18 protein-coding genes and 1 pseudogene are annotated in these 20,821 nt (G+C 59.2%); 8 read left to right on the top strand and 11 right to left on the bottom strand.

The window, feature by feature from the left end; translation table 11 throughout:
• The first annotated feature begins 30 nt into the window (after positions 1-30).
• Both AC1RJY_RS04760 and AC1RJY_RS04755 read left to right on the top strand, forming a co-directional pair.
• The gene (locus AC1RJY_RS04760; protein WP_498601689.1) at positions 31-1,065 is read left to right on the top strand and encodes a caspase family protein; all 1,035 of its coding nucleotides are present in this window, start codon (positions 31-33) and stop codon (positions 1,063-1,065) included.
• A 38-nt stretch (positions 1,066-1,103) separates the two neighbouring features.
• Entirely contained in the window at positions 1,104-2,816 is a 1,713-nt protein-coding gene (locus tag AC1RJY_RS04755; protein ID WP_498601592.1) for a tetratricopeptide repeat protein, read from the top strand.
• 366 nt (positions 2,817-3,182) lie between these two features.
• Here the strand turns inward: AC1RJY_RS04755 and AC1RJY_RS04750 are convergent, their stop codons facing one another.
• From AC1RJY_RS04750 to AC1RJY_RS04735, 4 genes are all read right to left on the bottom strand, one after another.
• Positions 3,183-3,728, bottom strand: coding sequence for a hypothetical protein (locus tag AC1RJY_RS04750; protein WP_498601591.1), 546 nt, complete (start codon positions 3,726-3,728; stop codon positions 3,183-3,185).
• A gap of 93 nt (positions 3,729-3,821) precedes the next feature.
• A complete protein-coding gene (locus AC1RJY_RS04745; RefSeq protein WP_498601590.1) occupies positions 3,822-4,292 on the bottom strand; it encodes a hypothetical protein in 471 nt (156 codons plus the stop codon).
• Positions 4,293-4,359: 67 nt separating this feature from the next.
• Positions 4,360-4,851 carry a hypothetical protein gene (locus tag AC1RJY_RS04740; RefSeq protein WP_498601589.1) on the bottom strand — a complete coding sequence of 164 codons (492 nt, stop codon included), beginning with the start codon at positions 4,849-4,851 and terminating at the stop codon, positions 4,360-4,362.
• Positions 4,852-4,983: 132 nt separating this feature from the next.
• Positions 4,984-5,160 (bottom strand): hypothetical protein, encoded by a 177-nt coding sequence (locus AC1RJY_RS04735; protein ID WP_498601688.1) that lies wholly within the window; start codon positions 5,158-5,160, stop codon positions 4,984-4,986.
• 193 nt (positions 5,161-5,353) lie between these two features.
• On the opposite strand from AC1RJY_RS04735, the gene AC1RJY_RS04730 reads away from it, so the two are divergent.
• From AC1RJY_RS04730 to AC1RJY_RS04720, 3 genes and pseudogenes are all read left to right on the top strand, one after another.
• Entirely contained in the window at positions 5,354-5,521 is a 168-nt protein-coding gene (locus tag AC1RJY_RS04730) for a hypothetical protein (RefSeq protein WP_498601588.1), read from the top strand.
• 18 nt (positions 5,522-5,539) lie between these two features.
• Positions 5,540-5,746 (top strand): annotated as a pseudogene (locus AC1RJY_RS04725) (SDR family oxidoreductase); the annotation flags it as partial.
• A 1-nt stretch (position 5,747) separates the two neighbouring features.
• Complete coding sequence (locus AC1RJY_RS04720; RefSeq protein ID WP_498601586.1) at positions 5,748-5,924, top strand: SDR family oxidoreductase; 177 nt, start codon at positions 5,748-5,750, stop codon at positions 5,922-5,924.
• Positions 5,925-7,314: 1,390 nt separating this feature from the next.
• Here the strand turns inward: AC1RJY_RS04720 and AC1RJY_RS04715 are convergent.
• The 6 genes from AC1RJY_RS04715 to AC1RJY_RS04690 all read right to left on the bottom strand — a co-directional run bounded on the left by AC1RJY_RS04715 (position 7,315) and on the right by AC1RJY_RS04690 (position 14,281).
• Positions 7,315-7,617, bottom strand: a complete 303-nt coding sequence (locus tag AC1RJY_RS04715) for a hypothetical protein (protein WP_498601584.1) — start codon at positions 7,615-7,617, stop codon at positions 7,315-7,317.
• A 105-nt stretch (positions 7,618-7,722) separates the two neighbouring features.
• The gene (locus AC1RJY_RS04710) at positions 7,723-8,379 is read right to left on the bottom strand and encodes a TetR/AcrR family transcriptional regulator (RefSeq protein ID WP_498601583.1); all 657 of its coding nucleotides are present in this window, start codon (positions 8,377-8,379) and stop codon (positions 7,723-7,725) included.
• The gene (locus AC1RJY_RS04705; protein WP_498601582.1) at positions 8,376-10,832 is read right to left on the bottom strand and encodes a beta-glucosidase family protein; all 2,457 of its coding nucleotides are present in this window, start codon (positions 10,830-10,832) and stop codon (positions 8,376-8,378) included. Before AC1RJY_RS04705 ends, AC1RJY_RS04710 begins: the two co-directional genes overlap by 4 nt.
• Positions 10,829-11,962: an LLM class flavin-dependent oxidoreductase gene (locus tag AC1RJY_RS04700; protein ID WP_498601581.1), complete on the bottom strand. Its 1,134-nt coding sequence runs from the start codon at positions 11,960-11,962 to the stop codon at positions 10,829-10,831. The genes AC1RJY_RS04705 and AC1RJY_RS04700 overlap by 4 nt, the downstream gene beginning before the upstream one ends.
• Positions 11,963-11,988: 26 nt before the next feature.
• Positions 11,989-12,987, bottom strand: coding sequence for a LysR family transcriptional regulator (locus AC1RJY_RS04695; protein WP_498601580.1), 999 nt, complete (start codon positions 12,985-12,987; stop codon positions 11,989-11,991).
• Positions 12,988-13,066: 79 nt separating this feature from the next.
• Complete coding sequence (locus AC1RJY_RS04690) at positions 13,067-14,281, bottom strand: flavin reductase (RefSeq protein ID WP_498601579.1); 1,215 nt, start codon at positions 14,279-14,281, stop codon at positions 13,067-13,069.
• A 251-nt stretch (positions 14,282-14,532) separates the two neighbouring features.
• Between AC1RJY_RS04690 and AC1RJY_RS04685 the strand changes: the two genes are divergently transcribed.
• From AC1RJY_RS04685 to AC1RJY_RS04675, 3 genes are all read left to right on the top strand, one after another.
• Positions 14,533-16,122 (top strand): MDR family MFS transporter, encoded by a 1,590-nt coding sequence (locus AC1RJY_RS04685; protein ID WP_498601578.1) that lies wholly within the window; start codon positions 14,533-14,535, stop codon positions 16,120-16,122.
• 97 nt (positions 16,123-16,219) lie between these two features.
• Positions 16,220-16,708, top strand: a complete 489-nt coding sequence (locus AC1RJY_RS04680) for a PhzA/PhzB family protein (protein WP_498601577.1) — start codon at positions 16,220-16,222, stop codon at positions 16,706-16,708.
• Positions 16,709-16,730: 22 nt separating this feature from the next.
• A complete protein-coding gene (locus AC1RJY_RS04675; RefSeq protein ID WP_498601576.1) occupies positions 16,731-17,408 on the top strand; it encodes a TetR/AcrR family transcriptional regulator in 678 nt (225 codons plus the stop codon).
• Here the strand turns inward: AC1RJY_RS04675 and AC1RJY_RS04670 are convergent.
• Entirely contained in the window at positions 17,366-20,671 is a 3,306-nt protein-coding gene (locus AC1RJY_RS04670; protein WP_498601575.1) for a glycosyl hydrolase, read from the bottom strand. The two genes, AC1RJY_RS04675 and AC1RJY_RS04670, sit on opposite strands and share 43 nt — an antisense overlap.
• Positions 20,672-20,821: the final 150 nt, after the last annotated feature.

Below are 20,821 nucleotides of genomic sequence, written 5' to 3'. Positions count from 1 at the left end.
TATCATCATTTGGTCGGTGGGCGAGGTCGAATGTTGCCCGATGTTTTAGACTATGGAAATCTGGGGCAACTTTCTTCTCCCCCAAGGTCTGCCTTAGCGGTCGCCGATAAACTCGGGGAACTCAGAGGCAACTTTACAGTCCCACTCGGTTCGGTCGAGTTGCTGATATCTGTTTCGCCCCAGGATCCCGACCCAAGTGGAAAAGGATACATATACGAGGATGCGACGTCCGCTGCCATACGAATGGCCTTTGATTCGTGGTGGGATCGGTGCGACTCTCACCAGGACAACGTTGCACTCTTGTATGTAGGAGGTCACGGTATTGAGGGGCGAAAGCATGTCCTCTTGGCTTCCGACTTTGGCTTGTCGGCGACTCAACCGTGGCTAGATTCCTTCGACATGGAGACCACCTGTAAAGCGATGGCTGCCAACAGGGCTGGTACGCAGATAATACTTGTTGACACGTGTAGGGAAGTAACGTCTGCGAACGTTGAATCACCTGACGCAGTTCCATTACCCCTTCGAAACCCGCGCCTCAATCAGGTGACTCACATGAAATTTGGTCTTACGGTATTCTCCACTCAACCGACCGCCAGAGCATATGGCCCACGCTTTGCACCGTCGTACTTTGCTACAGCCCTGCTTCTGGGCCTGGAAGGCGGCGCTGCGCAGAAGAAAGACGGAAAATGGTGGATAACTACAGGAAAAATTGCTGAGCGGATATCAACGCTAATGAAACTTACTGAAGCGGACACCAAGCTTCAACGTCCGGTGGCAACTGCAAGCGATTCGTTCCGGTTGTTAGAGATGACCGAAGTTCCGAAGGCCCAGTTGCAACTGTCGTGTGTGCCGAATGAAGCGGCTCTTGAGGCTTATCTTGAGTACCATAAGGAAGGCACTCCGCCCCTAACACGTTCGCACCCTTCACTAGATCCTTGGACCATCCAGGTTGAACCCGGATTCTGTCGGACTTCAGCAATCTTTAATGGGAGTCGGTTCAAAAGTATTCATCAAGAGGCGTTTGTGGAACCACCCCTGACCACCGAACGGATACGGGTCTTGTGAGCGCCGTCTTGAACCTCAGATTCTATGCACGAGGTTACGTGGCGGAAGTACCCATAATTGTCAAGATTATGGATGAGTTGTTAGATCCCGTCATCGAACCCACTGTCGTTGAACCCGCGGCTGGGATGCGCTGGGAGTTACCGCCTGGAAGGTATCTGATTTCTGCGGGTCTTCCGTCAGGTGAGGTCATGCGAACAACGACCTTGCTAGACGACGGACGCCAGTCGGATGCGTATTTCGACCTGCATGAATTAGCGGGTGAGGAAACCACCGAACGCCCCACTGTCCTCAGTAGAGGCATGCTGTATAGCAGTGCAGCTTTTGCCGAAGCGAGTACAGCCGTGGAGTCCACGGCATGGACAAGGCTGTGGGAGTCGCGGAAAGGGGCTTGGGAAGTAACAGGCTTCGATGGGCAAGATATGCACTCGCGGCGTTTGGTCCTTTACAGATTAGCTCCCACTTCGGAACCGCGCTTATTGCAATTGGGCGGTCCCTTGCAACCATGGACCTTCACGGTTATACCTGGCGGCTATGAGACCCAGATATCCTTCGGCTTTAGCGATGCCAATGAATTGGTTTTGAGTCTAACTACGGAAATCGATCGGGCCGAGGCATTGCTGAGTTTCATGGCGACGAATGCGGTCGAAAGCGGGACGGCATTACTCGAGGACACCCTTCGTAAGGTCGACCAGTATGATCCTCTCGTATCCATTGTCATGGGGCTTTATCTACTCCGCCTAAACCGATCGAACGAGTTTCAACATCTGGCGATCAAGGATCGCTTTGTGGGAAACCTTACGATCGATGCCTCGATTCTTCAATCATGGCAGGAAATTTATAAAGGGCGCGAATCAGAAAACGATGGAAGAAATCATTTTGAAGCTGCACTTCAGAAACTCGTGTTTGCAGGGAGCATGGGAGTACCTGTCTATACCGACAGTCTCATTCTTCTTATCGATGGTTTAGCTCTCTTCGCCAATGAAGAAAGCGCAACGGCATCGCACGCCGGGCTAATAGGACGTCTGACAGCCCGCCTTGAGAATTACCTTGCGGCCGCAGATCGGAATTCTTCAATTCTTAGTTTCCGGGGTGAGACACCCGTAAATCCTTCGCTTGTGGAGAGGTATGGAGTTCCTCCAGGGCGCTCCGTCCAAAACCGCTGGTTTCCCAATGTCCTTGTTCTACAGGGATCGCCTTCCAGGCTAGCCGCAAAAGAACGGGAGCGAACACTCGATGAGGGGAAGCCCGGGCGGGTTCCCAATCGGAAGTTCCCCGAAGACTTCCGCCTGGCGGAATCAGGGGATCTCGAAAGTGCCTACACAGAGGCTCTTAGCCTCCGCGGACGGAACTACGATAAGGCAGAGGAGTTGCTTAGAGGTGTGGCTGCAAGAGGAAGTCTTCCTGCTCTTTTGGAATTGGCCTCCTGGATCAAGGACCGCAATCCTAGTGAAGCAGAGGGCATCCTACGGGCAGGCGTTCGAGCGGGCAGTCCTGAAGCGATGAGTGACCTTGCGATGCTTCTCATTGACAATGAACCTATTGAGGCAGAGTTCCTTTTTCGGCGAGCCGCGAATTCAGGTGATTTGATTGGAATGAATAATCTTGCCGTGCTTTTGATCCGGAGGGATCCTGCAGAAGCACTACGGCTCCTAGAAAAGGCAGCCGCGGGCGGGCTTTCCATGGCGATTGAGAATCTCGAAAAGGTGACACGGCTAAAGTTGCAACGGGACCATACCGCCGACGATGCGTGATCCGGGCAGCAAGCGTGTCCGCTTCCTGGTGTCTCCGCGGCGGCTGCCAGACAAATGGCGACCCACCGACCTCACTTAAAGTGCACCGTGCCTTTGGCGGGTTCTCAAGTAGCCCGAACTAGAGGAGCCCACCGCGAGGGCGAGCGTGTGTTCCAAACACCCAACCGGAGTTTGCTTGCATACAACTGGCGGAATCAAATGTTGAGTTCATATCCCAACCCGTCGATTCACCGAAGTTCTTAACCGACCAGGTGAACTGAATCATCAAGAACCTTGAGTCAGGCCACGTCCAGGTGCAGGTCGTCACAAGCGAGGTGCCCGATCGGCACGCCAGCACTGGCACGAGAGTCGTCTATTAGGCGTTCGTTATCCACCCGTAGTTGTAATAGCTTCTGCTGGAACTTGCTCTTCAAGTCGGTCATCGAAATACAGTTTCCACGAAAGTCCTTCCGTATCCCTGAAGCTGACAAAGGACTTAGAGGGGTCAACCGGGCCGCCGCGTAGTATTGTCCTCTCTGGCTTCTCGGGGATTAGGAGTTTGAGAAGGCGGCGAGCTACCTCTTCGCCTGCGGAATCAATACCTACTACCTGCACATCGGTAACGGGAAGTTCTCCGAAATTCTTTAGGTCGCAGTAGTACGAGAACATTCCCGGCTCATCTTCGCGGTCTGAGACAGCTGCCCGCACCGCTCGTGCCTTCTCTCGCCGCTTGTCTGCCGCCTGTTGCCGCCTATCCTCCGCTTCACGGTTCCTTGCCTCAACCTGGTGCCGATAGCTGAAAGCCGCTACCAACAGCGCCCCAGCTGTTCCTATGGCCCCGATGCCGCCGGCAACTGCACCCCAAAATGTTGAGATAGCGCTGAGCCATTCGGCAGCATTTGGAGGCTCTTCAGCCGTAGGTCCCTGGAGCAACCCTGAACCCCATAGGACTACCGCAATAACTCCTAGGAGGATGGCCAGTACGGGCGCTATTAGCCTCCAATGCTTACGCAGAATCTCTTCCCTCTATTTTGGATCGTGACTGAATAGGATAAGGTACGAGCGCCGGAAGAGGTTGGGCTTCTTCGGGGTGATGTCCCTCAGCTGGCCGGTAAAGTCCCTTGCCCGGCGAATCCCACAGGTGACGTAGAACATTGCGCGACAACCCATGAAGGACGTATCCCTGAGCTGGATGCTCGACGAAACCCCGCGTGGCATTGCGGCAGTAAAAGTCTGCTCAACATCCAGACCGTGGTCCTCCGCGATAAGCATGACCTCATAGATGGGCAAGAGGCTGTCATTTTGCACCGTGGATTCTAGGACTTCGCCGTCCCGTTTTGTCTTTTGAATCGTGACCGTGACAGCCGCCGCTTGTGCGCGGTGCTGGTCGTTTACCTGCCGCCGGAGAGTTAACGCTCCGAGCCAAAGAGCTCCTACGGTGCCAATCGCCGCAGCGACGTCGGCTCCGGAACTAGTCCAGTCAGTTACGCCAGACATAAGATTTGTTGTTGCTCAATGTTCGTACTGTTAGCCCGCGCCGGCCGTACTGCAGCATCATCATTCATCAGGTTCCGGGAATCTTGCTGCCGTGTCCGTCATTGCTCAGGAAGACCGTCCAGCTCGTGCCGCTGCCCTTGATGGACGAGCACTTGAACTGCATCGGGATCGTGTTTCCGTTGGGGGCATCGGTATAAGCGCCGACGGTGTCGAAGCTGCCGTCTGATTCCTTGTAAGTGGACTTGGTCTTGCCGGCCTGGACGGTGGCGGTTGGGTGTACCTTCAACAGCCGCTGTTCGCAGACATAGTCGGCATCCTTGGCGTCCTTGGCTCGCTGGGCGGCCAGGGCTTGCTCGCCCTCCTCCGCAATCGCCGCCATCTTGGAAGCTTCCGCCACGGCTGAGGCTTCTGCCGCTGCATCCTCGTTCGCTCGGATGGCCTGCGAGGAAACGGCAACAGCGATGATGGCAAGCAGGACGACGATGGCCCCGCCGATGATGATGAGGAGCATGTTGCGTTTGGCCGGAGGCTCCATTTCAGGGGTGGATTCGGTAGACATTGCTGCTTCTTTCGGGTGCGGGCTCAGAACGGTCAGGAGCTTAGCCAGCTTCCCCCGGCGGTGCACCTTGGCGAAGACTATCGGGAAACGGAGCTACGCCAAAACGACCCGCCCCAAAATTCCCCACGTGAATCATCCAAGTTCGACTCGTCCCGCGTTTCCCACCAACTCAATTCCGGTCTTATCCACGGGTTTTAAGGCAACTTTGTTGCGATGGGCGTGCGCACTCGTATGGATTGCTCCCGCATCTGCAGAAATCACCCGGACCTTGAATCCGCATGAAGCCGCAGTCTCTCTGGCTATAACCACTTCGAACTCCCGTTCACGCAACCTCGCCTTGGTACTTCTTATTCATCTTCTTCCTGTGGCAGCCTATTCAAGGTCTTATTCGTGGCTGCTACCGCTTAGTTCCTTACGGGCATTCCGCACCAAGATCAAGTCCGAAGGCATCGATAAAGCCTTCAGCTCTGGGAAGTCGGTTCCTATGTGCAGGAAATAGCGAATGGACCGCCTTGACAACAACCATCCGATAGTTGTCATCAATGGTGACGCGTCGGGAATTGGGCTCGCCACGTCACTGGCATTCCCGGAAGATGGCGCAGATGTGGGCGTCATTAGCCGTACGCAGCACAGTCTGGACCAGGCCATGCAGGGACCCCTCGCTAAGTAGGCGAACCGTCAATGCCACGGCATTGTGGCGGATGTTGCGAGCGAAGGTTCGGTGGCAAGGGCTCTCAACGAGTTTGCTGTACAACTCGATGTGATAAATACCATTGTTGCGAGTGGTGGAGTTGAAGGTGAAATGGGCCGCGCTATCCTGGATGTGACTTACAGCGGTTTTCTTCGGGTGCTGGAGGTGAACGTGCTCAGCGTGTTCCATGTCGTGAAGGCATGCGTTGCCCTTCCTTGTAAAGGAACGGCACGCCTCCATCACTATGATCGGGTCAGACTCAGGGTTTGTAGCGGCGCCAGGAATGTTGGCATACAACACTTCAAAGGGGGCGCTGGTACAGCTCACCAGGGCGCTGTCATACGAACTCTATGAAACTCACGGAATTTGCGTTAATCCATAGTGGACACTCCCAGGGCGCGACGCGGCATGGGAGTGGAGAACTTCGATGACGCGGAATTCCCATCAATTCACCTTCCGACGTAGCCGGTACCGCCCTGTTCTTATCCGGCGAACAGTCTCGCTCCACTAATGGCACCAACATCCTGTCCGATTTCGGCTACTCGGCCAGATCTTCGTTCCGGCGTATTTGATCTTGAATCGCCCGTGCGTGCCTAGAGCGTTCGCATTACACGGATGGTGTCCACCGTGCGGTTGCGGAGTTTGGCGACTTGCCACGTATTCAGGTAACCGGGAAGGTGCTGCCTTGTCATGTTGCTTGGCTGTCGGAATGCCATGTGTGTTTGAAACGAGGAAATGTGATGAACTTGCTCAGTGCTGGTCGGCACGTCCGGCAACCAACATGCACTCGTCGCGCGCCGCGTTGTGCATGGTGTTTCTGCGGTCGTTGACGTCGTCCCGTGGCCAACCATATGGGCAAAGAAGGTGTGCACAATGTGCACACCTTTCATCTCGGATTGGCCCCTACGCCCACCGGACTGCCCCGGATTCCGCATGTTTCCGAAGGTTCCCAGTGTTTCCAAGGCCCGGAATCCCGTTCGAGTCCCACCTCGGGCACAGCATACCCCCTCGTCAGAGGGGGTTTTTGCTTTAACGTGTGTACATTCTGGTTTGTCAGGTCCCTCTGACACTGGCCGCGGGTGCGCCTGGCGCCGCGGGTGCGCCTGGCGCCGCGGGTCGCCTGTTTGATTGTGGGGGAGCGGGCTCAGGGTCGTAGCTGGTTGGCCCTCCGCTTGCTGTGAGCTGGGGTTATATGTTCCTCTCTTGGTTCTTCCGGTAGGTCGTGGTTGGCCTGCACCTCTTCATGGGTAGGAGGGCTGAGCACAACATGACGAGTCAGAACTCTGTTCGGGATCCGCTTTAGTTTGACCCGTGGGCGCACCAATATCAGGACGCCGTTGTGGGCTTTGGCGGCCGCGCGGAAAAGGACAAGAAAAGTAGCCGGTCTCCGTTGGAGACCGGCCACTGCTGTGGTGGTGGGTTGGTTTCGCGCTGACCCGGAGCCGGCGGGGCTAAGCTCGGGAGCTTCCGAACGCGGTCTCTGTGCAACTGGGGAGGCTTGACGCGTCCGGATTCGCGACCCGAAAAGTCCGTTGTAGACAACAAAAGGCGCCCGCGAATGCGGACGCCTTGTGGCAGGCTTCGATCAGCCGCTCCACGGCTGGTCGCGCTGCAATACGAACGTGGCTACACGTCCAATGGACTGGACTGTCAGGAGAAAAGTCGGGTGCGAATCCTCGGGTCCTCCATTCTCAGGCGTACCGTCGCCAGAAGCCCGTCCTTCGTGTCGGATAGGGAGGAGCTGCCAGGTTGCCTCGTCCACGGTGACCCTGTCAGTAAGCCTCAATATGGGCACGAACATGGCTGCCGTCGTCGCTCAGCCAACCCTTGCCGGCCGCATAGACCAGCATGTTGGCAAAGCGGTAGTTCCACCCCATACCGATCCGGCCTGCACACTCGCTGCGGATCCAATCGACAGACACTAGAACGTCACCGTCGTCGAGTTGGCCCGCGGAGGTCGTCTTTAGCAGAGTGGGGAGGTGATCCCTCGCCGCCTCGGACAACAGCACCTTGAAGCTGGTGCAATCGTCGGGCTCGTCCAGGGCTACGGATCCGGGGCTGACACGAACGTGCATGGCGGACTCCTTTCAATCGGCAGTGAGTTTGTGCTTATTTCCACTATGCCGAGAGGCGGGAAGTGTCAGGAAGACGAGCTTTTGCATAGCCGGTATTGCTGACAGTTATGCCGTGTCGATCGGGTCCTGCAAACTGGCCATCAGGTAGGAAGTCACCATGCCGGCCAACTTTTCCGAAATCTCCGGCCACTCCAGCTTGCCGCTTCCTTCCATGGTGCTCCCAAGGCCGAGCCTTCGGGCGACAACGCTGTAAGCGACATTGAAGCACCAGTCAATCTCATCCTGGCCGAGGTAACCGCCAGGCCACTGGCGCAGCACGGCTGCGAAGTTTCCCGCAAGTATTGAGTGTGATGCCGCACCTCGTTGCGAGATGGTTTCATCGTTGGTCGCCCTGAGCATGAAGGGGCGAAGAATATCGGCGTACCGCCTGAGCACTTCGATGGTCTTGTCCATGGCCTCACGGACGATCGCCTGCAATCCATCCTCCGGATGGGACGGGAGCGACTCGAACAAGTGACTGGAAACGGCATCGATATCGTCCATCTTCCGGCCGTGGGCGACGCTGACGAGGTCGTCCTTGCCTTCGAACCGCGCGTAGATGGATCCGATGGAGACACCTGAGCGGGCGCTGACGTCCGCCAGCGTGAATTCATCGTTGCCCCGCTCTTCAAGCAGGGCCAGGGCCGCCTCGATCGTCTTCTCAAACGACTGGCGGCTCCTGGCTTGCTTGGGTTCGCGGGACTTTGTCTCCGGAAGGGTCACAACGCGATCCTACAGAGGATTCCCACGTCGGAGGCATTCCGTGCCACGCGAATCTCCCATTCTCCTGACGGGATCGACCATTCCGCATTCGATGAATTCCACCGCCTGAACCCGAGGGGGTCCAAGGCGATCTTTGCCTCGGCTGCTTCGCCTGGGGCTATATCGATGGCCTTGAAGCCAACCAACCTGAAGTCCGCTTCGCCGGGCGCCTTGGCATAGGCCTGCAGGACATCCCGACCTTGCGTGTCGCCTGTATTGCTGACGGTCGCCCGAACAATGATCCCGTCGACGCCGTCGGCAGGGTCTTGCCTAGTCGGGCTAGTGGAAGTTACGGCGTCCACCAGCTCAAAGGTGGTGTAGCCAAGCCCGTACCCGAAGGAGTAACGGGATTTCCGCCCTGATCCTTCGAAGTGCCGGTATCCCATGGGTTCGCCTGCGGCATAGTCCAACGTGAGCTCAGCGTCCAGCCCGGTGCCCCATCCAGGGATGTCTTCATCACGCCAGGGGAAGGACACCGGGAGGCGTCCTGAAGGAGCCTCCTTGCCAGCCAAGACAGCAGCCAACGCCGGGCCGAACTCCTGCCCTGGGAACCACGCCATCAGGACGGCCTTGACGTTGTCGGCCCACGGCAGCAAAACTGCCCGCGACGCGTTGACCACCACAATAGTTTCCGTCGCCACCTCAGCCACGGCCGCAACCAGCCGGTCGCTGGCCGTGTCCAGTGCCGCGGTCGTGCGGTCAGCACTTTCCCGTGATGACCCTTGCTGGTCACCGATGACGACTACTACAGCGTCGGCACGGGCCGCGAGGTCCACCGCTGCAGCCAGGGGGTCGGTCTCTTCTTCCGGTGTTGCCACTGCAGTGATGGCCTGCACGCGCCCTGGCTGGAAGGCCATTTCGACGACGAGCTCAACTTTGCCCTGAGGCAATTCGAGGGCAATCTCTTGGGTTTCCGCGCGCGCCACCACACCCATGACGTCGTCGGGCGCGGGCGGAGGAACCTCCAGCACCTCCGTCCCATCAACCCGAAGGGAACTGACGCCCGTCCCACCCGCACCCAGGGTCCATCGGGTGGCGTTTGGAAAGGTGAAGTTTGCTGTGATGCGGGCACGGCCGGGAATGCCGGCTCCCAGTCCTGGAACCGGACCGAACCAGACGAACGCTGATGCTTGGCGCACCTCGCTGTAGAGGACGTCTTCAGCCTCACCGGCCGGAAGGACTTCCAGTAGAACGCCCGGAGTTCCGTCTGGTGCTGTGCTGCCAAGATCGGTCAGGGACAGAGCCGACGATGGTGCGGCACCGGGCTCATAGAGAACCTCAAGGCCGGGTCCAACGGCTGCGCGGATAGCTTCCAGCGGAGAGACCACGTCGCCTTCCGGGCGGACCGTCGCAAACGTTCCTCCCTGGAAGCACGGTTTGCTCGCGTTGGGCCCCACGACGGCCAGCGTCCTGATACCCGAGAGATCCAACGGCAGGACATCGTCCTTGTTCTTGAGCAGAACAAATGACCGGGAAGCAGCCTTGTTCAGGATCGCCCGTTGCTCATGTTGGCTCCGAAGGCGGGACGGTGCCGGTGAGGTGCCGCCAGAGCGGCGCCCCGTCCTGTCCGCGAGCCGCGTCAGACGTTCGACGGCGTCACTCAGGCGCGGTTGCGCAACGTCGCCGGCGGCGACGGCTTCACCGAAACGAGCGCCAAAATGAGTGGCCGGTCCGGGCATTTCCAGATCCAACCCTGCGTTTGCAGCAGCGACGGTGTCGTCCACGCCGTACCAGTCGGACACTACAACGCCGTCGTACTTCCATTCATCCTTCAAGACGCCAATCAGCTCGGCGTTCTGGGAGCAGTGGGTGCCATTGACGCGGTTGTAGGCCATCATGAGCATCCAAGGATTGGCCGATCGGACGGCAGTTTCGAATGGCCGCAAGTACGTTTCGCGCAACGTTGCCTGCTCCACACGGGAGTTCATCCGGCGTCGTTCGGTCTCTGTGTCATTAGCGACGACGTGCTTGGTGCAGGAACCAACACCTTGCGACTGCACACCGTCAACCCAGGCCGCACCAAGAATGCCGGTGAGCAAAGGATCCTCCGAAAACATCTCAAATCCACGACCCGTGAGTGGCGAGCGAGGCATATTAAGGTTGGGTCCGAGGATGGCCGACACACCACGTTCCACGCCCTGCTGACCGATGACCTGGCCTACATCCGACACCAGTTCCGGGTCCCAGGTGGCGCCCAGGGCGGTTCCGGAGGGCATGATGAGTGAGGTGTCGCGTTCGTCCATGGCCTTGCTGACGATCCCCAGGGGGCCGTCCAGCAGGACCATTTCCTCAACTCCCATGACTGCACTTGCGGATGTGCTCCAACCGTTCAGGCCGCCGGTGAGTTCTGCGCCAGTGAGGTCCGGGGCGGCGTCACTTGCTTTTGCTTCCCTAGTGGTAGCACCCGCCGTCACAGCGCAGCAACCTTCTCGGCATCAGCAGACTCCGCGGCCGGCAGAAGCGGCAAAACGCGCTCGGAGAACAGACGCATCGTTTGGGTAGTGAAGCGTCGGCGTTCTTCGGTGAGCGGTCCGCCCATGATTGCCATGAGGACATTGCCAATGCCGAGATCTGCGTACTTCTGAAGCTCTGCCGCAACGGTCTCCGGGCTGCCGTAGAGGCACCAGGTTCCCTTGTAGCCCTCCGTTCGCGCATCCGGTGTGGGGCGCAAGTCTACGCCGCTGATTTCTTCGGCTGCTTTGTTGGCGGCGTATTCGCGCTCTACAGTCTCCTGGTACTGCTCGAGGATGATGTCCATTTCAGCGGCAGCCTGCTCATCCGTTTCCGCAATGTGCACGTGCTGGTAAGAATGGGTGGTCCACTCCAGCGCGGCTTTGACGGCCTCATCCGAGTGGCCGGCTGCCTCAAGGGCACTGCGGTAGCTGCTGAAGTTCTTCTTGACTTCCTCATAAGCGTTTCCGCTGTCGATCACTGGTGGTGTGAAGGCGAGGATGAAGGCCGGCTGGGCGTTCTTGGCGGCGCGCTCGACGCTGGAGGGGCGCGCAGCGACAGACATGACGCGCGGTTCAGGCTTGGTGTACGGCGTGGGGACGATGCGTGAGACGACTGCGCCGCGGTAATGGCCGTTATCGAAGACAACGGGGTCGTCACCCGGCTTCTTGGCCCACAGTCGCTCGGCGATCTCAAGGTTTTCGTTGGCCAGGCGTGAGCTGTCCTGGTAGTTCACGCCGAAGCCGATCATCTCTTCGGGCGTCGTTCCACTGCCCACGCCCACCAAGAGTTTGCCGTCAGTCAACTGATCCAGCAGTGCCAGGCGTTCGGCGAAACGGACCGGGTGGTGGAGCGCAAGGGTCTGTACGGAGAATCCGAAGTGCATTCGTTCGAGCTTGCCAGCGAGGTAGGCCGCGAACACGAAGGGGTCGCTGGCGGGGGGAGCGTAGCCGGTGAAGTGGTGGTCGGGGAGGAAGACCGCGTCGAATCCCTTCTGTTCGGCATCGACGGCATGCTCCACCATGGCCTGCATGACGGGACGGTCTTCCTCGGGGCCGCGGGAACGGGAGGTGAGGAACAAAGAGAAATGCATGGAAACTCCTGAAATGTTTTGTTGTGTCAGGCGAGAACGTGCTGAGCCGTCTGCGGCTCCACGTGGTGCTCTGCCTCGGGATTTTCTGTAGATCTGGGGACAGTAGGGTCAGTTGGTGAGGAGTCGAGCTGGGCTGCGGCGCGCGCCACCAATCGTCGGAACCACTGATGCCCGGGGTCTGCGGTTTTTGAAGGATGCCACCAGGCGCACTCCACCAAACTGGGAAGGCTGATGGGAAGCTGCATGATCCTGACTCCGGCCACGGACGCCAGCATTCGTGCAAGCCTCTCCTGGACGAGGGCCAGACGTGCCGTTCCCGCCACCGCGAAAGGCAACATCAGGAAGCTGTCCACAATGATGTCCGTCTTCTCGCCCAGCTGGAGGTCGTACACCCTGCGATCGGCCAGTGTCGAATCCACTTCGGCGCCGAAAAGCCTGGCCCAGCGTGCGTCCCTCATTTCCTCGACTGTCAGTGTTCTTGCTTGTGACGTGGCTCCAGTCACGCATACCCAGTTATCGGTAAACAGTTCCGTATGGGGGAAGCCGGAAAAATGACCCTTGGGGATGAGCATGAGATCAGCGGTCTGGAGCGTCTCCTTGATGCGTTCCACTGCCTGAGGTGTGACGGCATCAAAGTGAACCTGCACACCCGGCGCCTCCTCTTGGAGCATGGTCATCAGTTTTCCGGAGAGGGCGGTGAGGCAGTAGTCCGAAGTGACGATCCGGAAACTGCGGGTCGACAACGCAGGGTCAAAGACCGCCTGGGCATCAAACGTCCGTTCCACCATGCGCAGGATCTGGGCGACGTCTTCCTTGAGGACCTGCGCCAAGGGCGTGAGTTCGTAAGACGATCCAACGCGCGTCAACAGCTGGTCATCGAACTGCCTGCGAAGGCGCTGCAAGGACGAGCTCATGGCCGGCTGGCTGATTCCGATCCTTGCACCAGCTCGCGTGACATTGCGTTCTACGAGCAGGGCGTCCAAAGCAACCAAAAGGTTGAGGTCCGCAGTCAGTAGGTTGACCATATGATTCTCCAAATTCGAATTGGAATACTGATACTAATTATGAGAGCCGCCACAGCCCGGGTCAATAGCCAGTGCGGACCTAAGCTGCGGGGCTCGGGGGAATACCTCCGATCGCCGCGGAGATTGCCTTGGCTGAGGTAAGAAGCCTGTCGCGGCACTCCTCCAGACGTGCCAAGGGGTCGTTTCCGGAGAATCCGTTGAGTGTAAGCGTCACAGCAACCTGTCCTTCTGAATCGAAGACCGGGGCGTGCAGGGATGTTACTCCTGCAGGATCGTCCAAGGATGCGGGGCCGGATGATGCAGCCCGCTCGATGAGGAGAGGCAGAACGCCGCTGAGATCCGGCGCTGCCGTATCGCTCGGGATGTGGACGATTCGCTCAAACTCGACTGCCGCGCCCACGTCTACGGAAATTGCGTAACCTGCGGATCGGGCCTGCTGCAGTTCTGCATGGGCAAGTGTGGCGTCGACGTCGCCTACGACTTCGCGGGCGTTGTCGATCCACCGCTTCTCGGCAGCTGCGCCGGCCCATGCAACATGAAGCGGTGCCAGCGGGGCGGCAAGGCCGAAGGAAACACCGACACGGGACGGCGAACCGCCGGGCGAGCTGTCCACGCCGGCCGCGGTAAGTACTACGACGGAGTCGTCGACGACGCCACTCACCAGGACTTCGAGCTTCAACGTTTTCGCGAGGCTCTCAATCTCCGGTCGTGCTGCGTCGGCTGCTTTAACGTGGCGTGTCAGCGCGGTTGCCGGGGAAACGATGGACGGAATGGAGAAGGATCCATAGCCTCCGCGGAGGAAGAGCAGAGGCAGTTCCTTGGATGAACCCACTCCCAGGGCTTTGACGCGGCCGATGACGATGTCGTGATCGCCCGAGCGGATGACGTCTTCAATGTCGCAGTCAACCCAGGCGGCCGCCCCCTCAAGCCTCGGGCTGCCAGACGGGGTGTCTCCCCACCGGTTGGCGCTGAAGCGGTCCTCGGCTTTGCGCGAAAAAGCCCGGCAGACATCCTGCTGCCCGGCGGTCAGAATGTTGGCGCAGAACGAACCGGCCTCGCGGATCTTGGGCCAGCTCGTCGAGCGGACGTCGGGCATGAACGCCACCAGCGGTGGATCCAGTGAGACGGAACTGAAAGTCCCCACCACCATTCCGGCACGGTCACCGTCACCGGGTGCGGCCGTAATCAGGGTGACGCCTGTGGGGTATTGGCCGAGGACGTAGCGGAACCAGGCAGCGTTTTCGGGGCTGGTTTCGTGCGTTTCGGCGGTAGAAGCGCGGATGCTCTGGGTCATCGTTTTTGCTCTCCTCTTCGTTGAGATTTCCTCCAGTAAACGCGGGGGAGACGCGGGTGTGGAAATAGTTCCAAAATATGTGCGCTATCGCGAATTCCGATGCTCCATGCCTGGGCGCCGAAGCGGAGGCCGATGATAGGTTCGTTGGGATACCGGGGCTTCATGGCCCGTCGGTCGGGGTGAACGTTCCTCCGGACGCGCATCTGGCCGGTATCGAGTCAATGTGTTGACTCTCCCAGAACGAGGTTGCGGTGCGCCGTCCAAACTTGTCCCCACTCACCAACTCGGATCCTGCTCAGGGTGAGCCTCGCATCGATGGATATTCGGCGGCTGGTCCGTCCGTGGAACCGCCCGACCACGGTCATCAGGGGCCGAAAGTCCGGGTTGGCCCCATCTATACGGCACTGCTGATCATCGTCCTGCTGGGCGCCCTGGACCATACGATTGTTGCCACTGCACTGCCGACTGTGGTGGGTGAACTGGATGGCGCGCGCCATATGGCCTGGATCATCACGGCGTACACGCTGGCGATGACAATAGGCATGCCCGTCTACGGGCGCCTGGGGGACCGCTTCGGCCGTCCCGTGCTTCTCATGGTTGCCCTCACGATTTTCCTCGGGTCATCCGTGTTGTGCGGCTTCGCGCAGGACATGATTCAACTCTCACTATTCCGCGGCATGCAGGGGCTTGGCGGCGCGGGGCTGGCTGTGCTGCCGCCGGCAATTATCGCGGACCTTGTTCCGCCCCGTCAGCGGGCAAAGTATCTTGGGCCGCTCGGATCCGTTTTTGGTGTAGCTACAGTCATCAGCCCCTTGGTGGGTGGCGCCATTACTGACACCGTCGGCTGGAGATGGGTGTTCTGGATCAACATCCCAGTTGGCTTGCTGGCCTTGGCCATGGCGTTTTCGCTCCGCCGTCTCAAATCTAACCGCGGCGCAGGGGGCTTGGATTTGGCCGGCACCCTGCTCATGGTGATCTTCACGTGTTCCTTGGTGGCGGTGATCTCGCTATCCACCGAATCGGGGACTCCGGCTGGGGTTCTTTTGGGGCTCGGTGGGCTGACTGCTGTCGCGGGGGTGCTGTTCGTGGTCGTCGAGATTCGATGTGAGCACGCCTTGATCCCCATGGGGATGTTCCGGAGCTGGCCTGTGGTTAATGCGGCCGGTTTGGGCTTGGTTATCGGAGCCGGCTTGTTCAGTGTGGTGGCGTACCTGCCCAGCTATGTGCAGATGGTTTACTCGACGTCAGCGTCCGTTGCAGGGATGATTCTGCTGCCTATGGTCCTGGGAATGATGGTGTCCACCAACCTCACGGGTTGGATTGTAAGCCGCACCGGGAGGTACAAGATTTTCCCCCTGGCCGGTTCGGGCCTTGCTGCGGCGGTGGCCATCTGCCTCAGGTTCCTTCAGCCCGGTACGCCGCTTCCGGTCGTCGGCATACTGCTCGCATTCATGGGATTGGCGGTGGGGAGCTTCATGCAAATCACCGTGGTTGCAGCGCAAAATGCGATGCCTCATTCGGTGGTGGGAAGTGTGACAGCTTCTCTTGGTTACCTTCGCGAACTAGGCGTCACGGTAGGTACCGCTGTCTTTGGTGGGCTTTTCGCGACGATGCTCGCGCAGGGTTCGGCCAACAACAAGCTTGGTCTGCCGCCGTCGATGATCACCGATCCACAGGCCGTCCAACAGCTCGCGCCGGCGCTCCAATCCGGAGTTGCCACCATCTATACAGATGCGTTCCTTCCGATCTTCGGCCTATTGGCGTGCATCTTCGCCGTGGGAGTGCTGCTGTCCATCTTCATGCCGGAGCAACGCTTGGCGGACCGGAAGGACACTGCATAGAAGGGGCTCTTGACGAGCTAGTCGCCCGCGGCTAGCTTAACCATAATCATAATTACGATTATGGTTGTCGATTCATACAGCTCAAGGAGAAGCCGGCATGGCCCACAGCAGCATCAAGGAAACAAACCGACGAACAGTGGAGCGATTCTTCGTTACCTCAGGACTTGAGAGGGCTGCCCTCTTCGCCATGGATGGGCGCAAGGAGCTTCCCTGGACCTCGATGGGGCATCCCATCGACATGGAAGGAATCAGGGAGATCAGCTACAACTTCACGCGCAACCGCCAAATCTTCACGGACTGGACGTGGAGCGGCGTGGAAGTTTTCGACACGCAGTACGACGACCGGTTCTGGGCGGAATGCGACGGTAAGGGTGTCATCCGCATAGATGGTCATGAGCCTGTCAACGCGGCGAACCACTACATCATGGCTTTTCGCTTGGAGGATGGAAAGATCAAGGAGTTCCGCGAATTCTGTGATCCCACACAGCCGTCACGCAATGATGCCGGCGATCCCGTTCCCACGCCGCCGCTGGGAGACTGGAAGCCCCCGGCTGAGTGGAAGACGCCGGCGGAACTCTTGAACTAGGTCATACGAAACAGGGAGTCTCATGGACGTCGTCGGAGCGGGCAGGAAAATTCCGCAGCAAGAACGCAGCAGGCAGTCCGAAGCCAAGCTGCTGGATGCTGCAGAGGAGGCCTTGTCCGCCCGCGGCGCGAGTGACTTCAGCTTGGCGGAGGTGGCATCCCGCGCGGGAGTTACAACAGGCACCATCTACTCCAGGTTCAAAGGCAAGAGCGAACTCGTCCATGCGGTCCATGAAAGAGTAATGGATCGCATGGATGCCCATGCCGCCGAGCTCTTCGGTGCGTCCGAGGATGAACCTGCCACTCCACCCGAGAGGTTCGTAGGCGACGTCGTGTCCCGGCTCGCCGCCGTACTGGAAGCAGAGGCGGCCGTCCTTAGGGCCTTGATGTTCCATGCAGTCGGGGACAAGTCCATCTCGGAACGGGGTGCGGCGTCCCATTCCAGGTTGGGCGCATGCTTCGACGACGCCCTGCAGCGGCTCAGCGCTGCGCTTCCTGAAGCGTCCGAGCGCAAGCGATATTGGGCCTTCACCTTTTCCTATGACGTCCTTGCACGTCATCTGGGGCTGGGGCATTCATCGCCGCGCACCGAGCTGGATGACTGGGATGAAATGCTCAGTAATCTTTCCGGCATGGTTGCGGCATACCTATTAGCGGATCACCTTCTTGCGTCCAAGGTCAGAAGCCTGACCGGCCCGTAAAGACCCGCAGGCAACGGTTCGGCACGCTTCTCAAAGATGCTGGCGCCTGGGCGCTTAAGATCGTCCTCAGCGGCGTCCCCAGCCAGTCGGTTCCACCATGTATTGGTCACCGCGATTTCAAGTACATTAGTCCCGGCCTGCACACCGCCAGTGACATCCATGCTAAAAGGATGGGTCCACAGAGTGCCCACAAGTTTGCCGTTGATGCGTACTTGGGCGAGGTCGCTAACATCGCCCAGGTCCAGGAGCAACCGTTGAGGTGACCCCGGCGCCGGCATGACCTTGAAAAATTCGTGACGGTACGTCGCGGTCCCGGAGAAGAACGTGACGTCCGCCGCGTGATGATCGGCGTCGGGACCGCTCCACGGAGCCACAGTCTGCAATCTGAGTTCCGATGGAGACTGGCCCTCTCCTTCGAAGGTCACGCTCCAAGGACCCGTAAGCACCTGTTCTTCGGTGACGCTGTTCTGCGCATGCTTGCCAGCTTTCACGGTTCCTCGATTCCGGCGGAGAAGAATGAAGGCCGAACCGAACGGTTCGAGATGTAGCTCGACGACGGTCCGTCCAGCCTCGGTGCGGACGCTGACGGCGGACCGGGAAACCTCAACCGGGTTCCATACTTCCGCTGAGGCGCTCTCACCTCTGAACGAAGCACTCACCTTTTCCGGCCAATCACGTTGATTACTAATGAAGTAGAGCTCTGTCCCTTGCAGATGACGATGGATGACCGGCAATGTCGCATCATCAGAGGCCCTCAAGACCCAGTCGGGTTCAACCCCTGCCATAGCCAGGGCAGTGCAGACTCCGTCTGCCGAAGCCACTTCGGTGAGGTCCAGCCAGCCGGATCGTCTAACGCACATATTCACGACGGCAGCCCATTCGAGGGGATCGTCGCCTAGGCTGGGAGAGCTTTCGGGACGCCAGCCGGCAACGGTGGCTCCGGCGTCGAGCAGTTCTGCGATGCGCCGGACGGCCGCCAGGGTCATCCGGCGACTGGAGCCGCCAAGGTACAACAAGCGGTACTTGGTGCCGCCCGAAGTGAGGAGACCGCCGTCGGGCGTGACAGTGAGGTGATTGATGATGCCGTCAAGGTTGATGAAATCGAAGCCATACCCTTCTGGAACCTCGGCAGCACTGTCGCCGAAGACGCCGGTGACTGGCGCTTCCTCGCCGTAGAAGTACGCAACGTCGGCAGCGTAGGTGCCCTGCTGGAGCAGATGGCTGCAACGGCCGATGTAGTCGAGCCATGGCTTCGCCGCATGCGCCCAGGTTTCGTTTCTGGTGAATGACTGTCCTAGATAGGGAGACAGGGTGATCCCAGGTTTGGGAGCGGCCTCGGGCTGATGAGGCGACGTATGGACATTCAGAAGGTTGACGCCCAAGGCAAATTCCATATCCACGATCGGCTTGAGCTTCTGGGGCGTAAACGTAAACGGCTTCCCGAAGGCACTCATCGACTCCGCACCGGCTGCTGCTTTGCCGTATATGTGAGCAACGGACGCGGCACCCCGGACATCAGCAACATAGGTGGCCTGGGGCCCATCCTCTGCCTCGTAACACCACATGGCTCCCATAGGAATATCAGCGTGGGAACGCATCTCAAGGTCATCGCCGAGCTGTGGCCGGTGGTCCTCCAGCGCTTCCGCGTAGTAGCTTAGGCCACGCTGGCGGGCTATGCCGCTTATGGTCCGGTAGTGATTCTCTGCAAGAAGTTCAGAGATGGTCTTCCTGAGGTCCCAGAGGAAGGAATCACTCTGCTGCGCGCTGCCCACAATGATGCCGCTGATGGTGGGGAGCCATGGCAGAAGATCATATCCGCGACGCTTCTTGAACTCGGCTCGCATGGAGGCGGTCCAGTTTTGTGGGCCTGATTCGATGCTGTCACTGAGAAGTGCTGAAATGCCTTCCAATTCGCTGCCAAGAGCTTCTTCGAAAAATCCCAGGTAGTGCTCTAAGTATTCGGTCACCAAGCCGGCATCGAGCTTGTCCACTTCAAGGCCAGTGGCGTCAACCGGTGCCGGCGCGTTGAGGTGCCCTGTCAGGGAGTAGCCGAACCGCAGAACAGTCCAGTCTCCGCTGGTGGGCGTCCAGTCCAAGGTTCCATCCGTGCGCAGATACTCGGTGACGTCGCGGATGTCCTCCGGCCGGACAGCATCGGACGGTTGGCATGGCCCGCCGTCGAGCGCGTAATAGTCGGGGACAGGCGCATATCCGGCTTTCTCCTCCCCACTGCTGACACGGGCACCGGAGAAAAGCTGAAAGGCGGAAACCTTAAAGAGCCGAGTGCTTGACGAAGCCGAAGAGGGCAAGGGTTTGATACCCGGCCCAATGGGAAAGAGGTGACCTACTCCAGGCTCGAGCACGAGTCGGAAGCAGCGCGCGGTCACAGGAGCAAAACTTGCAGATCGGACCGGAGACGCCGAAGCCTGTAGCACGGCCACCAGGCTGAAGGTAACGCCGTCCGTGCTGGCTTCCAGCCGGGCCTTAGGGGCGGGGGGCGCTCCAAATCCGTGGGACACGGGCAGGCCGACCCGCACAGACGAGACAGAGGTTGGCTCATCGAACTCCGCCATGATCCACGCGGAATCGCCGTCAGAAACGAGTTCTAGGGCGGGCCAGAAACGGCCGTCCGCCAACGTATCAGCAACCCGGTCTCCGGTGGCTGTTCCGCTTATGGTCTGGCGGGCGGCCTGCAGTGGAAAATGGCCATTTCTCCGGGGAAATGCCACCACCGCGACGTCTTCGAAGTAGTCCGGGACACCGATGGGGTCGTTCCGAACCGCCCCGAACGGCACGTCCTGAAAAGGGCCCGATGACGACGGGGGAGCAGCCAATTTGGACGGAACAGTCTGTCCAGCGGTTACCTGTGTGGCACTCCACACGAGCTTCTTCATGCCAGCGGCCGGGCTGACCCAGGGGCCGCCCGTGGCGCTCCAGCCGGCCGACGTTGCCACAGCAAATTCAAGTCCGAGCCTTGTAGCGGTTGATGCCGCGCAGGCGATGGCCGACTGCCATGCCGGGGACCGGAAGGCCACGTGATCCCGGGTGTACTGGGGGATACCCATCGATCCGGTGAATGCCTGCACCCCGCCAGCTCCTGATGCTGCCAACCATTCCAGGTCCTTGACGATCCCGGTTTCATCCACGTTTCCGTCCATCCAGTGCCACCAAACCCGGGGACGCCCGGATAGTGGTGGATCCACGAAACCCGGGAACAGTCCATCTGCTGCAGAGGCGTGGGCGGGCGTGACATCGTCGGGCACGGAAACATCCTTAAGTGTGGGAGACGGCTCGCGCCGCCACTTCTGAATTCACCCTAAAACCTGCGCATGTGCCCATGGGGGAAAACTGCCATGCGGAGAGAAGATGGTGAGCATAGACGATAACTATTTCCATGGCCGCAGTTCCCTGAC

The organism is Arthrobacter sp. GW822-FHT05G07 (assembly GCF_058799755.1).
Note: the sequence above shows the minus strand (reverse complement) of the source record. Positions and strands in the feature narration are given on the sequence as shown.